We start from the raw sequence: 13,392 nt of genomic DNA on the forward strand, positions 1-13,392 counted from the left end.
GCGCCGATCACCGGCGCATTTTCGTTTTTGACCTACGGATTTTACCATGGACCAACATGTTTCGCCGGCTCCGGAAGCCGAAAAACTCTCTATTCCGCAGTGGGAATTCATTGCCCTTGCCGCAGCTTTGATGGCGCTGAACGCGCTTGCCATCGATATCATGCTGCCGGGACTTCAACAGATCGGCGCAAGCCTCGGTGTCGACAACGAAAACCACCGGCAATATGTGATCTCTGCCTATTTCGGCGGCATGGCGCTCGGGCTGCTGGGCTACGGTCCGGCTTCCGATCGTTTCGGTCGGCGAGGCCCCTTGCTGTTCGGCCTTGGAATTTACGTCATCGCCGCACTTGCGGCCGCCATTGCGCCCAACTTCGAAACGCTGCTCGCATTGCGCGTGATACAGGGTTTTGGCGCCGCCTCGACACGCGTGATTGCCGTGTCCATGGTTCGCGACCGCTTCGGCGGCAGGGCCATGGCCGAGATCATGTCGCTCATTTTCATGGTCTTCATGGTCATCCCGGTCGTGGCACCGAGCATCGGCCAGTTGATCATGCTGTTCGCCAACTGGCACATGATCTTCGTCTGCATGGGCGTGGGGGCGCTGTTCATCTCGCTGTGGGCATTCTTCCGCCTCCCCGAAACGCTTCACCCCGAGGATCGTCGTCCTTTCACGATCTCGGCGATCGGACAGGCATTTGCCATCGTGCTCACCAACCGCATCTCGCTCTGGTACACGCTGGCATCGACGATCATCTTTTCCGCGCTGTTCGGCTTCATCAATTCCGCGCAGCAGGTCTATGTCGGCATCTACGGCCTGGGCGTCTGGTTCCCGGTGATTTTCGCTGCGATCGCCGGCATGATGGCGCTTTCGTCGTTCCTGAATTCGCGGCTGGTCATGCGCGTCGGCATGCGCCGGCTGTCCCATGGAGCGCTGATCGGGTTTTTGACCGTCAGCACCATCTGGTTCGTCTGGTCGCTGTTTGGCCAGGTGCCGCTGGTCGGCTTCATCCTGCTGTTTGCGGCGGCGATGTTCCAGTTCGGCTGGATCGGCTCGAACTTCAACGCGCTGTCGATGGAACCGGTCGGACACATCGCCGGATCGGCTGCCTCGGTGCAGGGCTTCATGCAGACGCTGGGCGGCGGAATAATCGGCGCGGCAATCGGCCAGTCCTTCGACGGCACGACGACGCCCCTTGCGGCGGGCTTTTGCGGCGTCGCCGCGATCGCGTTGATAATGGTGCTGATTGCAGAAAAAGGCCGGTTGTTCCAGCCTCATCACAAGCCGGCTTAATTATCCTCGGCAGCAGGCGCTTCTGCGCCTTCTGTCGTCTTCAGCCCTGCAAAATCGAAGAGCTTGCGGTCGAGCAGATGGCTCGGCCGCGCATTGGCGAGTGCGCGGATCATCGTGTCCTTACGGCCCGGCATGCGTTTTTCGATATCGTCCAGCATCGCCTTCATCAGATTGCGTTGCAGCCCTTCCTGGCTGCCGCAAAGGTCGCAAGGTATGATCGGGAACTTCATGCTGTCGGCAAACTTCTGGAGATCGGTCTCGGCGCAGTAGCTGAGCGGCCGCAGCAGCATCACGTCGCCATCATCGTTCAACAGCTTGGGCGGCATCGCAGCCAACCTGCCGCCATGGAACAGGTTCATGAAAAAGGTTTCGAGGATATCTTCGCGGTGATGTCCTAGCACCAGTGACGAACACCCCTCCTCGCGGGCTATGCGATAAAGGTGCCCGCGCCGAAGCCGCGAACAGAGCGAGCAATAGGTGCTGCCCTCGCTCAGCTTCTCGGTGACGATGGAATAGGTGTCGCGATATTCGATGCGATGCGCGATGCCATAGCGGTCGAGATATTCCGGCAGGATGTGTTTGGGAAAGTTCGGCTGACCCTGGTCGAGATTGCAGGCGATCAGCTCGACCGGCAACATACCGCGCCATTTGAGATCGAGCAGGATGGCAAGCAGCCCGTAGGAGTCCTTGCCGCCCGAAAGCGCCACCAGCCAGCGCTCGCCGGGTTTGACCATGGCAAAGTCGTCCATGGCCTGCCGGGTCTGCCGCAGCAGCCGCTTGCGCAGCTTGTTGAACTCCACGGATGACGGCGTGTCGCGGAACATGGCGTGACAGGCTTCCCCGTCGAGATCGGAGATAGGCTCCGGCATCATGTTCATGGCGATGGCTTCCGCAACTTTTACAGTTCAGACCGGATTAAAGGACCGGGCAGATAAAGAAAAGGCCGCCCGAAGGCGGCCTTTTCGCAAATTCGAAGAAATCGAACTGAAATAATCAGCGCGAATAGAATTCGACGACCAGGTTCGGTTCCATCTGGACTGCGAACGGAACGTCCGCCAGGACCGGAACGCGGGCGAAGGTCGCAACCATCTTGTTGTGATCTGCTTCGATGTAATCCGGAACGTCGCGCTCTGCGAGCTGCACCGATTCCAGCACGATGACGAGCTGCTTCGACTTCTCGCGCACTTCGACGACATCGCCGGCCTTGCAGCGGTACGAGCCGACATTGACGCGGCGGCCGTTGACGTTGACGTGGCCGTGGTTGACGAACTGACGGGCAGCAAAGATCGTCGGAACGAACTTCGCGCGGTAGACGACCGCGTCGAGACGCGACTCGAGAAGACCGATCAGGTTTTCCGGCGTATCGCCCTTGCGGCGGTTCGCTTCCTCATAGGTCTTGCGGAACTGCTTTTCCGAAATATCGCCATAGTGGCCCTTCAGCTTCTGCTTGGCGCGCAGCTGCAGACCGAAGTCCGAGAGCTTGCCCTTGCGGCGCTGGCCGTGCTGGCCGGGACCATATTCGCGCTTGTTGACCGGGGACTTCGGACGGCCCCAGATATTTTCGCCGAGACGGCGGTCGATCTTGTACTTTGCGGATTCGCGCTTGCTCATCGCATTCCCTTTCAAAACAATGCACCCGAAACCTCGTGTTTCGAGCGAAGGAAACGCGCCCTCCTCTGGCCTCCGTTTTCGAGACCTGACAGGATTTTCCCGCTAAGCTTGCCGGAAATATCCACGGGACACGTCAATTTGCAGGGCTGGGAATTCACCAAAGGCTAAAAGCCCAACCTTGCGGCATAAAAGTCAACACCGGGCGTTGCGGCCCGGTGCTGGCGGGTGATTAGGCGAAGTTTTCCGCAAAGTCAACGCGTCAGGCGTTTTCGGCGTCGAATCTTGCCCTGGCGCGCACCAGAAGATCACGATTTTGCGCCGCCCAAAGCCCAAGGGCGCCGATCGGCACTGCAATCGACTGTCCGACCTCTGTCAGCGCATATTCCACCTCCGGCGGCGTTGTCGGCTTGACCGTCCGCCGCACAAGGCCGTCGCGCTCCAGCGAGCGCAATGTCACCGTCAGCATGCGCTGCGAAATGCCTTCGATCGAACGCTTCAGCGCATTGAAGCGCACCGGGCGCTCCTGAAGGTTGATGATGACCAGCAGGCTCCAGCTGTCTCCGATGCGGTCCAGCACATCACGCATGGGGCAGCTGCCGCGCTCGTCGCGGTCGAAACCGGGATGAGCCTGCAGCAGCGGTACGCGCTCCTCCGTCTGTGTGCGGGCGTTCACGTGGTTCTCTCCATGTAACCTGGGCACCAAATCATGCGTTCTTTTCCTGCCCTGCGATCAAAGATATATAGTTATTGTTGGTAACCTGATTACAGATCATACCCGCCCTTGCCAATCCGGCGAGAGTGGGCGGAAAGGAAAAATCATGAAGATCGCACTCATCGGCGCCTCCGGCTTCGTCGGCAAAGCCGTTCTTAGGGAAGCTTCATCGCGCGGCCACACGGTCACCGCGCTGGTACGCAATCCGGACAAGGTGGACAAGCTTGCCGGCGTCACCGCAAAGCAGGTTGACGTAACTGACAGCAAAGCGCTCGCGCAGGCCCTCGCCGGCCAGGATGTCGTGATTTCCGCCTTCAACGGCGGCTGGGGCGACCCCGACATCTACAACAAGCACCTCAACGGTTCGAAGGCGATTGCCGACGCGGCAAAGGCCGCCAAGGTCCGCGTGATCGTGGTCGGCGGCGCAGGCAGCCTGCTCGCGCCCGATGGCAGCCAGTTTGTGGATTCGCCGGACTTCCCGGCCGCCTACAAGGACGGCGCCCTCGCCGCTCGCGACTCGCTCAAGGCGCTCCGCAGCGAAACAGGGCTGGAGTGGTCGTTCCTCTCCCCCGCATTCGTCCTTGCGCCCGGCGAGCGCACCGGCAAATTCCGCTACGGGGGCGATCAGCCGGTTTTCGATGCCAACAACGAAAGCAAGATTTCGGTTGAAGACCTTGCCGTCGTTCTGGTCGACGAGGCCGAAACGGCCAAGCATACCGGCAAGCGCTTCACCGTCGGATACTGATCAAATCGCGGCCTGCCGGATCATTTCTTCTTTTCCGGCAGGCCCTTGCGCTTCGTTTCGGCAAATTCCTCGAGCTGCTTTTCGCTCATCGATTCATACATTTCCTTCGATGCACCCTTGAGCTCGCTCTTCTTGGTTTCGCCGCGTTTGGCAGACAGTGCCGCTCCGGCGGCCATCTGCTGGGCCTTCGATGTTGCTGGCATCTCGATATCTCCCTTGAGAGTTGATGCCGGATAACGCCTCTTCAATGCGGTGGTTCCCATACTTTTCCATGCCGATGCTGTGCATGCCCGACCTAACACATTGGAATCATTCTAACTTCAACGAGAAGTGATCCGGGCTATACTTGACGGCGCACATCACCTTTATATTCTGCCGTCCCTCGGCAGCCGCGCCTCCCCTCGTCCTGCGCTGTCCGAGCGGTCCTGGAGGGACCTCGATATGAAGCTTTCTCGTTTCCTTTCCCTGTCCTTGGGCGCAGTTGCCCTTGTTTCTCTAGCCGCAGGCGCTTCCGCCGCGACCGACCAAAAGTCCTTCACCATCACGATCAAGGATCATCGCTTTGCGCCCGCCACGCTGAAGGTGCCGGCAGGCGCGGAATTCGACCTTGTGGTGGTGAACGCCGATCCGACGGCCGAGGAATTCGAGAGCCAGGATTTCCACGTCGAAAAGGTCATCCAGGGCGGCAAGCAGGCGACATTTCACGTCGGCCCGCTAACGGCGGGCTCCTACGGCTTCTTCGGCGAGCGGCATGAGGATACGGCTCTCGGCAACATGTTTGCCGAATAAGCCATGATCTCCACCTTCATCATCGTTTTTCGCGAAACGCTGGAAGCAGCGTTGATCGTTGCCATCGTGCTGGCCGCGAGCGCCGGCATCGCCGGGCGCACCCGCTGGGTAGCGACAGGGATAGTCGCCGGCCTGGCCGGGGCTGGACTGCTGGCGCTGTTTGCCGGTCGTCTTGCCGACATGTTCGAAGGCAATGGCACCGAGATCTTCAACGCCGTCGTTCTGCTGCTCGCCGTGGTGATGCTCGGCTGGCATCAGATCTGGATGAGCACCCACGGCGCGGAACTGGTCAGCGAGAGCAAATCCGTCGGCCAGGATGTGCGCGAAGGCCTGCGGCCGCTTTCGGCGCTTGCCCTCATCTGCGCAGTCGCCGTCCTGAGAGAAGGCTCCGAAACAGTTCTCTTCCTCTACGGCATTGCCATCGACGGAGAACTCGACGCCAGGTCGATGCTGCAAGGCGGAGCGCTGGGCGTGGTGGCAGCGGCGCTCGTAGGGGCATTGTTCTACGGCGGGCTGCTTCGCATTCCGTTGAAGCATGTCTTCAAGGTAACGGGCGCCATCCTCCTGCTCATTGCCGCCGGTCTGGCGGCGCAGGCTGCGGCCTTCCTCGTGCAGGCAGGCGTTCTGCCGCCGCTCGGCTACGACATCTGGAACACCTCGGCGATCCTACCGCAGACAAACCCCGTCGGCTTCCTGCTGCATATTCTGGTCGGCTATGTCGCCCGTCCCGAAGGCATCCAGATCGTCGCCTATATCGCAACGCTTGCGATCATCCTCGCCGCATCCGGTTTGGTGCGGCGCATGCACCGGGAAGCCTCGGTCAGACCGGCTTAAGCCCAAAGCCCTGCATCAGCCGGCGGGTTGGAAAATCCGGCTTCGCAGAGGTGAAGATGGCGCAGTCCGGTTCGTGCTCGACAGCGTTGCTTGATGTCCCGTCGAGCAGCGACAGCGCCCGACGCGCGATCGCCTCGGCCGGGTCGAGCCAATCGACCGGCCACGGTGCCAGCCTTCGAAAGACATTCGCCAGAAACGGATAATGCGTGCAGGCAAGCACGACGATGTCGGTGCGCTTGCCGTCTTCCTCGACAAAGCATGGTTCGATCTCCGCGCGGATCGCCGCATCGTCCATCGTCTCGCCGCGGATATGCGCCTCGGCCATGCGCGCCAGGTTCTGGCTGCCGACGAGGCGCACATGGCACTGCGCGGCGAATGACTGGATCAGGTCGCGCGTATAGGCGCGCTTGACCGTGCCCGGCGTCGCCAGCACAGAGACGAAGCCCGAACGTGTTCGCTCAGCCGCCGGCTTTATCGCCGGAACGGTGCCCACAAATGGTGTCTTCGGACAGGCTGCGCGCAGGTCCGCCATGACCAAGGTCGACGCCGTGTTGCAGGCGATGACGGCGATCTCGGGCCGATGTTCCTCGATCAGGCTGCCGAAAAGATCGACTATGCGGCGCTTGAGCGCCTCCTCCTCCCATTCGCCGTAGGGAAAACCGGCATCGTCGGCGACATAGACGAAACGCCGATCCGGCATCAGCACCCGCGCCTCGCGCAGCACCGTCAGCCCGCCGATACCCGAATCGAACATCAGCACCGGGCGATCAGTCATCGTGCGCTTTTTCCGCTTTCTGCGTTGCGGGATGCGTGGCGCGATCGGCCTCGGCCTTGCGCTCTGGGTAGCCGGCGCCGCGCGGCACTTTTGGTGAGAAATAGTCCAGCGAGGAAATGACCCCGCGCAACAGCTTGATCTCCTCCAGCGTGAAGGCGGCGCGCGTGAACACGGCGCGCATATTGTCCAGCATCTTCGGCTTCTTGGCCAGCGGCCGGAAGTAACCACGCGCATCCAGCGCTGCTTCCAGATGGCTGAGCATGCCGTTCAGATGGGTCTTGCTGGCCGGCGTCTGTGCCGGGCTGGTGAACGGCGTCACATCGACATCCTCAAGGCCCGACTTCATCCATTCATAGGACATCAGCAGCACCGCTTGCGCGATATTCAGCGAAGCAAAGGCCGGATTGACCGGAAAGGTAACGATCTCATCGGCCATCGCCACTTCCTCGTTGGACAGGCCAAAGCGTTCGCGTCCGAAGAGTATGCCGGTGCGCTCGCCCGCAACAAAGCGGCTACGCAGCATCCTGCCCGCCTCCACTGGTCCGCGCACATGCTTGAAGCCGTCGCGCTCCCGCGCAGTGGTGGCAAAAAGGAAATTGAGGTCGGCGACCGCAGATTGCAGATCGTCGAAGACGACGACGCCGTCGATCACATGATCGGCCTTGCTGGCTGCAGCCCGGGCCTTTTCGCTTGGCCAGCCATCGCGCGGCTTGACCAACCGCAGTTCGGACAGGCCGAAATTCGCCATGGCGCGCGCGACCATGCCGATATTCTCGCCGAGCTGAGGCTCGACAAGAATGATCGCCGGGCCTTCGGCAATCAGGGGTTTTTCGCGATCAGTGCCTGCCATATCTGAAACCGTTTTGTTCGCGGCCTCTCTCGCACAGTTTTCAGTGAAACGAAACCTTGCAAGGGACGGCGCGCCAACCGTTTTCAGCCCAACATCTTGACCCAATGATGGTGGCTTTTGACATCATTGGCAAACGAGCGAACGTTTCCCGATGTAGCGTTTGCGCAGCCAACGGTGCTTTGCTATACGGGCCGCAACCCTTCGCGAAGCCCTTGGAACAACTCTGTTCCTCTCCCAGAAAGAGGCATTTCTCAATGACGAAAATCAAGGTGGATAATCCGGTCGTCGAACTCGATGGCGACGAGATGACCCGCATCATCTGGCAGTTCATCAAGGACAAGCTGATCCACCCCTATCTCGACATCGATCTGAAATATTTCGATCTCGGCGTGGAGCATCGCGACGCGACCGACGACCAGGTGACGATCGACGCCGCCAACGCGATCAAGAAGTACGGCGTCGGCGTCAAATGCGCCACGATCACGCCGGACGAGCAGCGCGTCGAGGAATTCAAGCTGAAGAAGATGTGGAAGTCGCCCAATGGCACCATCCGCAACATTCTGGGCGGCACCATCTTCCGCGAACCGATCATCATGAAGAACGTTCCGCGGCTGGTTCCGGGCTGGACGAAGCCGATCATCGTCGGCCGTCATGCCTTCGGCGACCAGTACCGCGCCACCGATTTCAGGTTCCCGGGCAAGGGCAAGCTGACGATCAAGTTCGTTGGCGAAGACGGCCAGACGATCGAGCATGAGGTGTTCGACGCGCCCGGCTCCGGCGTTGCCATGGCCATGTACAATCTCGATGAGTCGATCCGCGAATTCGCGCGCGCCTCGCTGAACTACGGCCTGCTGCGCGGCTATCCGGTCTATCTCTCCACCAAGAACACGATCCTCAAGGCCTATGACGGCCGCTTCAAGGACATCTTCCAGGAAGTCTACGAGCAGGAGTTCGAGGCGCAGTTCAAGGAAAAGAAGATCTGGTACGAACACCGCCTGATCGACGACATGGTTGCCTCCAGCCTGAAGTGGTCGGGCGGCTATGTCTGGGCCTGCAAGAACTATGACGGCGACGTCCAGTCCGACACGGTCGCACAAGGCTTCGGCTCGCTCGGCCTGATGACCTCGGTGCTGATGACGCCGGATGGCAAGACTGTCGAGGCCGAAGCCGCGCACGGCACGGTCACACGCCATTATCGCCAGCACCAGAAGGGCGAAGAAACCTCGACCAATTCGATCGCCTCGATCTTCGCCTGGACACGCGGCCTCGCCCATCGCGCCAAGCTCGACGACAACCTTGAACTGAAGAAGTTCGCCGATACGCTCGAGCGCGTCTGCATCCAGACCGTCGAAGCCGGCTACATGACCAAGGATCTTTCGCTGCTGATCGGCCCGGACCAGCCGTGGCTTTCGACCACCGGCTTCCTCGACAAGATCGACGAGAACCTCAAGAAAGCAATGGCCGCCTGATCTTCAGATCTACCGGGCGTGAAGAACGCCCGGTAAGACCATAACCCAACAAACGAAAAGGCCCGCGGCATCTGCTGCGGGCCTTTTCGATTCCGAATGAAAGTTGCGTCAGGCGCCCGCCAGCGCCGCCCTGACCGCCGCGATGGCCTCGGACGCCTTGCTGCCATCTGGACCACCGGCCTGGGCCATGTCGGCGCGGCCACCGCCACCCTGCCCGCCGAGTGCGGCAGATGCAACGCGCACCAGATCGACCGCGCTGAAGCGCGCCGTCAGATCATCCGTCACGCCGACGACAACGCTCGCCTTGCCGTCATCACCGGAGCCGACGAACACGACAACGCCCGAACCGAGTGAGCTCTTTCCGGCATCGGCCAGCGGCTTGAGATCCTTCGGCGTCACGCCTGAAACGGACTTGCCGAGGAAGCCGACGCCGGCCACGGTTTCGCGTTCTTCGGCAGCGCCATTGGCTGAAGAACCACCAAGGGCGAGCTTCTTGCGCGCTTCGGTCAGTTCACGCTCCAGCTTCTTGCGCTCATCGAGCAGCGCCTCCACGCGCGCAGGCACGTCGCCCGGCGCGACTTTGAGGGTTGCAGCAGCAGCCTTCAACCGCCGGTCCTGTTCGTCGAGATGGCGGCGCGCCGCCTCGCCTGTCAGCGCCTCGATGCGCCGGACGCCTGCCGCCACCGCACTGTCCGCCACGATGCGCACCAGGCCGATGTCACCGGTCGACCTGACATGCGTGCCACCGCAGAGTTCGACCGAATAAGGCCGGTTCGCCTTGACGCCGGAAACACCGGTGCCCATGGAAACGACCCTGACCTCATCGCCGTATTTTTCGCCGAACAGCGCCATCGCGCCTTCCGCGATCGCATCGTCCACGGACATCAGCCGCGTGGTGACCGGGCTGTTCTGCACGACGATCTCGTTCGCCATGCGCTCGACCTCCTCGAGCTCCTCCGAAGCAATCGGCTTGTTATGCGAAATGTCGAAGCGAAGCCGCTCGGGCGCGACCAGCGAGCCCTTCTGCGCAACATGGGTGCCCAGCACCTCGCGCAGCGCCTCGTGGATGAGATGCGTCGCCGAATGGTTGGCCCGCAACCTCGTGCGACGCGCATGGTCGACCTTCAGTTCGACGGCAGCGCCTGTCTTCACCGCGCCCTTCGTCACGTTGCCGTTGTGGACGAACAGGCCGTCTGCCTTCCTCTGCGTATCCGAAACCTCGATCGAAAAGCCTTCGCCGGAGATAATCCCGGTGTCGCCCATCTGGCCACCGGACTCGCCGTAAAACGGCGTCTGGTTGACAATGACAGCGACCTGCTCGCCCTCCTTGGCCGCATCCACGACCGCGCCGTCCTTCACCAGCGACAGAACGATGCCTTCCGCCTGCTCGGTCTCGTAGCCGAGGAATTCCGTCGCACCCGCCTTTTCGCGGACGGAGAACCAGACGGTTTCGGTCGCCGCCTCGCCGGAGCCGGCCCAGTTGGCGCGCGCCTCGGCCTTCTGCCGCTCCATCGCCTCGGTAAAGCCGGCCAGATTCACCGAGATGTTGCGCTGACGCAGCGCATCCTGCGTAAGATCGAGCGGGAAACCGTAGGTGTCATAGAGCTTGAACGCCGTCTCGCCGTCCAGCATGTCACCGTCGCCAAGCGTTTCGGTCGCGTCGGCGAGCAGTCCGAGGCCGCGTGCGAGCGTCTTGCCGAAGCGCGTCTCCTCGAGCTTCAGCGTCTCCGTGATAAGCGCCTCGCCGCGTCCGAGTTCGGGATAGGCCTGGCCCATTTCGCGCACCAGCGCCGGCACCAGCTTCCACATCAGCGGCTCGTTCGCGCCGAGCAATTGTGCGTGGCGCATGGCCCGGCGCATGATGCGCCGCAGCACATAGCCGCGTCCCTCGTTCGAGGGCAGCACGCCGTCAGCGACAAGGAAGGAAGACGAGCGCAGATGGTCGGCGATCACACGGAACGACGCAACGGTGTCGGCATCGGGAGCGCGGCCGAGGGCGGAAGCCGTGACGTCGATCAGATGGCGGAACAGGTCCGTCTCGAAGACGCTTTCCACGCCCTGCAGGATCGAAGCCATGCGCTCCAGCCCCATGCCAGTGTCGATTGAGGGACGCGGCAGCGCAACGCGCTCCTCCTTCGTCACCTGCTCATACTGCATGAAGACGAGGTTCCAGAACTCCAGGAAGCGGTCGCCATCTTCTTCCGGGCTGCCGGGAGGGCCACCCCAGATATGCTCGCCGCGGTCGATGAATATCTCCGAGCATGGCCCGCACGGCCCGGTATCGCCCATCGCCCAGAAATTGTCCGAGGTCGCGATGCGGATGATGCGATCGTCGGAAAAGCCGGCGATCTTCTTCCAATAGCCCACCGCCTCATCGTCGGTGTGGTAGACAGTGACGAGCAGCTTGTCCTTGGAAAGTCCGAACTCCTTCGTGATCAGGTTCCAGGCGAGCTCGATCGCGCGCTCCTTGAAATAATCACCGAAGGAAAAATTGCCGAGCATCTCGAAGAAGGTGAGATGGCGCGCGGTATAGCCGACATTGTCGAGGTCGTTATGCTTGCCGCCGGCGCGCACGCTCTTCTGGGCGGTCGTGGCACGCGAATAGGAACGCGTCTCCAGACCGGTGAACACATTCTTGAACTGGACCATGCCGGCATTGACGAACATGAGCGTCGGGTCGTTGCGCGGCACGAGCGGGCTCGACGGAACGACCTCGTGCTCGTTCTTCCGGAAATAGTCGAGAAAAGTCGACCGGATTTCGTTTACGCCACTCATGTCTTTGCCTTTGTGAGAGCTCCGCCGTGCTGAAGGCGGAAAATGGACATGGCCTTTTAGCCTTCGCACCCACACCTGTCCAGAACGCCAAAGTACCGCAAATCCATATCCGCGAAAGGCCGCGCCGGTTCAAAACAAAACCGCCGGCACAAAGGTCGGCGGTTTGTCAAAACAGCTGAAGCGCGACCAGCCTATGCTTCGTTGGCTTCGCCAGCATCATCCTCGAAATCGGCTTCCGGTCCACCTTCAAGGAATTTCTCGGCGATCAATCCTGCGTTCTGCCGCAAGAGCAGTTCGATCTCGCGAGCCGTGTCAGGATTATCGCGCAGGAACAGCTTTGCGTTTTCACGGCCCTGGCCGAGACGCTGTGAATTATAGGAGAACCATGCGCCCGACTTCTCGACCACGCCGGCCTTCACGCCGAGATCGACAAGTTCGCCGGTCTTAGAAACACCTTCGCCATACATGATGTCGAATTCGACCACCTTGAAGGGCGGCGCCAGCTTGTTCTTCACCACCTTGACGCGGGTCTGGTTGCCAACGACCTCATCGCGATCCTTGACCGCACCAATGCGACGGATGTCGAGGCGAACCGAAGCATAGAATTTTAGCGCGTTACCGCCGGTCGTCGTCTCGGGCGAACCGAACATCACGCCGATCTTCATGCGGATCTGGTTGATGAAGATGACCATCGTGTTCGAACGGGAGATGGAAGCTGTCAGCTTGCGTAGCGCCTGGCTCATCAGGCGCGCCTGCAGACCCGGCAGGGAATCACCCATCTCGCCTTCGATTTCGGCCCGCGGCGTGAGTGCCGCAACAGAGTCGACGACCAGAACATCAACAGCGCCTGAGCGCACCAGCGTATCGCAAATCTCCAGAGCCTGCTCACCGGTATCCGGCTGCGAGATCAGGAGGTTCTCGAGATCGACCCCAAGCTTGCGGGCATAAACCGGATCAAGGGCATGCTCGGCATCGACGAATGCGCAAATGCCACCCTTCTTCTGCGCCTCGGCAACCGTATGCAGCGCCATCGTCGTCTTGCCCGAGCTTTCCGGACCGTAGATTTCGATGATGCGGCCGCGCGGCAGGCCGCCGACACCGAGCGCGATATCCAGGCCGAGAGAGCCGGTCGAAACCGTCTCTATCTCGACAATCTTCTCATTTGCGCCGAGGCGCATGATCGAACCTTTTCCGAAAGCGCGCTCGATCTGCGACAGCGCGGCATCCAGAGCCTTTGATTTGTCCACCGTTTTGTCCTCTACAAGCCGCAACGAATTCTGAGCCATGATACATTACCCCTTGGACGTCAATGAAAGGCCGGGCAACCCGGTTTTGTCATCAACATGTACCTCTTTTGTTCTAATTTGGCAAGAGGTCTCAAGTGGTTGATAAATAATCGATTTCCACACATGTTCTATTTTTGTACCATAGACACACACTGATAGCTGCGATTGCGCAGGCATTTGGCTGCCGGAGGCGCAGCCTCCGCGAATCGCTGCTTCGGATTGTCCAACACCCATGCCCGCGCGATAAGATCCGCA

At 60.8% G+C, this 13,392-nt stretch carries 13 protein-coding genes; 5 read left to right on the forward strand and 8 right to left on the reverse strand.

Translation table 11 applies throughout. The features are described 5' to 3' along the window. Window positions 1-46 precede the first annotated feature (46 nt). Window positions 47-1,291, forward strand: a complete 1,245-nt coding sequence (locus WBQ96_RS13625) for a multidrug effflux MFS transporter (RefSeq protein ID WP_336550845.1) — start codon at window positions 47-49, stop codon at window positions 1,289-1,291. On the opposite strand, the gene ttcA is transcribed toward WBQ96_RS13625, so the two are convergent. The 3 genes from ttcA to WBQ96_RS13640 all read right to left on the reverse strand — a co-directional run bounded on the left by ttcA (window position 1,288) and on the right by WBQ96_RS13640 (window position 3,575). After that, window positions 1,288-2,169 carry a tRNA 2-thiocytidine(32) synthetase TtcA gene (ttcA, locus tag WBQ96_RS13630; protein ID WP_165113359.1) on the reverse strand — a complete coding sequence of 294 codons (882 nt, stop codon included), beginning with the start codon at window positions 2,167-2,169 and terminating at the stop codon, window positions 1,288-1,290. The two genes, WBQ96_RS13625 and ttcA, sit on opposite strands and share 4 nt — an antisense overlap. A 115-nt stretch (window positions 2,170-2,284) precedes the next feature. Beyond that, the gene (rpsD, locus tag WBQ96_RS13635) at window positions 2,285-2,902 is read right to left on the reverse strand and encodes a 30S ribosomal protein S4 (protein WP_336550842.1); all 618 of its coding nucleotides are present in this window, start codon (window positions 2,900-2,902) and stop codon (window positions 2,285-2,287) included. 259 nt (window positions 2,903-3,161) lie between these two features. After that, window positions 3,162-3,575, reverse strand: coding sequence for a winged helix-turn-helix transcriptional regulator (locus tag WBQ96_RS13640; protein ID WP_336550840.1), 414 nt, complete (start codon window positions 3,573-3,575; stop codon window positions 3,162-3,164). 145 nt (window positions 3,576-3,720) lie between these two features. Between WBQ96_RS13640 and WBQ96_RS13645 the strand changes: the two genes are divergently transcribed. After that, window positions 3,721-4,359: an NAD(P)-dependent oxidoreductase gene (locus tag WBQ96_RS13645; protein ID WP_442920834.1), complete on the forward strand. Its 639-nt coding sequence runs from the start codon at window positions 3,721-3,723 to the stop codon at window positions 4,357-4,359. A 20-nt stretch (window positions 4,360-4,379) separates the two neighbouring features. Here WBQ96_RS13645 and WBQ96_RS13650 read toward each other — a convergent pair whose 3' ends face one another. Then, a complete protein-coding gene (locus WBQ96_RS13650; protein ID WP_165113353.1) occupies window positions 4,380-4,562 on the reverse strand; it encodes a DUF3008 family protein in 183 nt (60 codons plus the stop codon). A 238-nt stretch (window positions 4,563-4,800) separates the two neighbouring features. Between WBQ96_RS13650 and WBQ96_RS13655 the strand changes: the two genes are divergently transcribed. Further along, window positions 4,801-5,148: a cupredoxin domain-containing protein gene (locus tag WBQ96_RS13655; RefSeq protein ID WP_165113351.1), complete on the forward strand. Its 348-nt coding sequence runs from the start codon at window positions 4,801-4,803 to the stop codon at window positions 5,146-5,148. A gap of 3 nt (window positions 5,149-5,151) precedes the next feature. Further along, window positions 5,152-5,982: an FTR1 family iron permease gene (locus WBQ96_RS13660; protein WP_336550836.1), complete on the forward strand. Its 831-nt coding sequence runs from the start codon at window positions 5,152-5,154 to the stop codon at window positions 5,980-5,982. Here the strand turns inward: WBQ96_RS13660 and murI are convergent. Further along, a complete protein-coding gene (gene murI, locus WBQ96_RS13665; protein WP_336550834.1) occupies window positions 5,969-6,757 on the reverse strand; it encodes a glutamate racemase in 789 nt (262 codons plus the stop codon). The genes WBQ96_RS13660 and murI overlap by 14 nt on opposite strands. Then, window positions 6,750-7,607, reverse strand: a complete 858-nt coding sequence (locus WBQ96_RS13670) for an RNA methyltransferase (RefSeq protein WP_336550832.1) — start codon at window positions 7,605-7,607, stop codon at window positions 6,750-6,752. Before WBQ96_RS13670 ends, murI begins: the two co-directional genes overlap by 8 nt. Before the next feature lie 254 nt (window positions 7,608-7,861). Between WBQ96_RS13670 and WBQ96_RS13675 the strand changes: the two genes are divergently transcribed. Continuing rightward, a complete protein-coding gene (locus tag WBQ96_RS13675; protein WP_336550831.1) occupies window positions 7,862-9,076 on the forward strand; it encodes an NADP-dependent isocitrate dehydrogenase in 1,215 nt (404 codons plus the stop codon). Between the two features lie 108 nt (window positions 9,077-9,184). On the opposite strand, the gene alaS is transcribed toward WBQ96_RS13675, so the two are convergent. Beyond that, window positions 9,185-11,851, reverse strand: a complete 2,667-nt coding sequence (alaS, locus tag WBQ96_RS13680) for an alanine--tRNA ligase (RefSeq protein WP_336550829.1) — start codon at window positions 11,849-11,851, stop codon at window positions 9,185-9,187. Between the two features lie 191 nt (window positions 11,852-12,042). After that, entirely contained in the window at window positions 12,043-13,137 is a 1,095-nt protein-coding gene (recA, locus tag WBQ96_RS13685; RefSeq protein WP_336550828.1) for a recombinase RecA, read from the reverse strand. Window positions 13,138-13,392: the final 255 nt, after the last annotated feature.

The sequence above is a fragment of the Mesorhizobium sp. CCNWLY176 genome, from assembly GCF_037153935.1.
GTDB lineage: Bacteria > Pseudomonadota > Alphaproteobacteria > Rhizobiales > Rhizobiaceae > Mesorhizobium_M > Mesorhizobium_M zhangyense.

Bases quoted from the DNA above. Each gene is read 5' to 3' on its own strand.
- ttcA (WP_165113359.1), bottom strand. From the start codon at position 2,169: ATGAACATGATGCCGGAGCCTATCTCCGATCTCGACGGGGAAGCCTGT.
- WBQ96_RS13650 (WP_165113353.1), bottom strand. From the start codon at position 4,562: ATGCCAGCAACATCGAAGGCCCAGCAGATGGCCGCCGGAGCGGCACTG.
- WBQ96_RS13660 (WP_336550836.1), top strand. From the start codon at position 5,152: ATGATCTCCACCTTCATCATCGTTTTTCGCGAAACGCTGGAAGCAGCG.
- WBQ96_RS13645 (WP_442920834.1), top strand. From the start codon at position 3,721: ATGAAGATCGCACTCATCGGCGCCTCCGGCTTCGTCGGCAAAGCCGTT.
- WBQ96_RS13655 (WP_165113351.1), top strand. From the start codon at position 4,801: ATGAAGCTTTCTCGTTTCCTTTCCCTGTCCTTGGGCGCAGTTGCCCTT.
- murI (WP_336550834.1), bottom strand. From the start codon at position 6,757: ATGACTGATCGCCCGGTGCTGATGTTCGATTCGGGTATCGGCGGGCTG.
- recA (WP_336550828.1), bottom strand. From the start codon at position 13,137: ATGGCTCAGAATTCGTTGCGGCTTGTAGAGGACAAAACGGTGGACAAA.
- WBQ96_RS13625 (WP_336550845.1), top strand. From the start codon at position 47: ATGGACCAACATGTTTCGCCGGCTCCGGAAGCCGAAAAACTCTCTATT.
- rpsD (WP_336550842.1), bottom strand. From the start codon at position 2,902: ATGAGCAAGCGCGAATCCGCAAAGTACAAGATCGACCGCCGTCTCGGC.
- WBQ96_RS13670 (WP_336550832.1), bottom strand. From the start codon at position 7,607: ATGGCAGGCACTGATCGCGAAAAACCCCTGATTGCCGAAGGCCCGGCG.
- WBQ96_RS13675 (WP_336550831.1), top strand. From the start codon at position 7,862: ATGACGAAAATCAAGGTGGATAATCCGGTCGTCGAACTCGATGGCGAC.
- alaS (WP_336550829.1), bottom strand. From the start codon at position 11,851: ATGAGTGGCGTAAACGAAATCCGGTCGACTTTTCTCGACTATTTCCGG.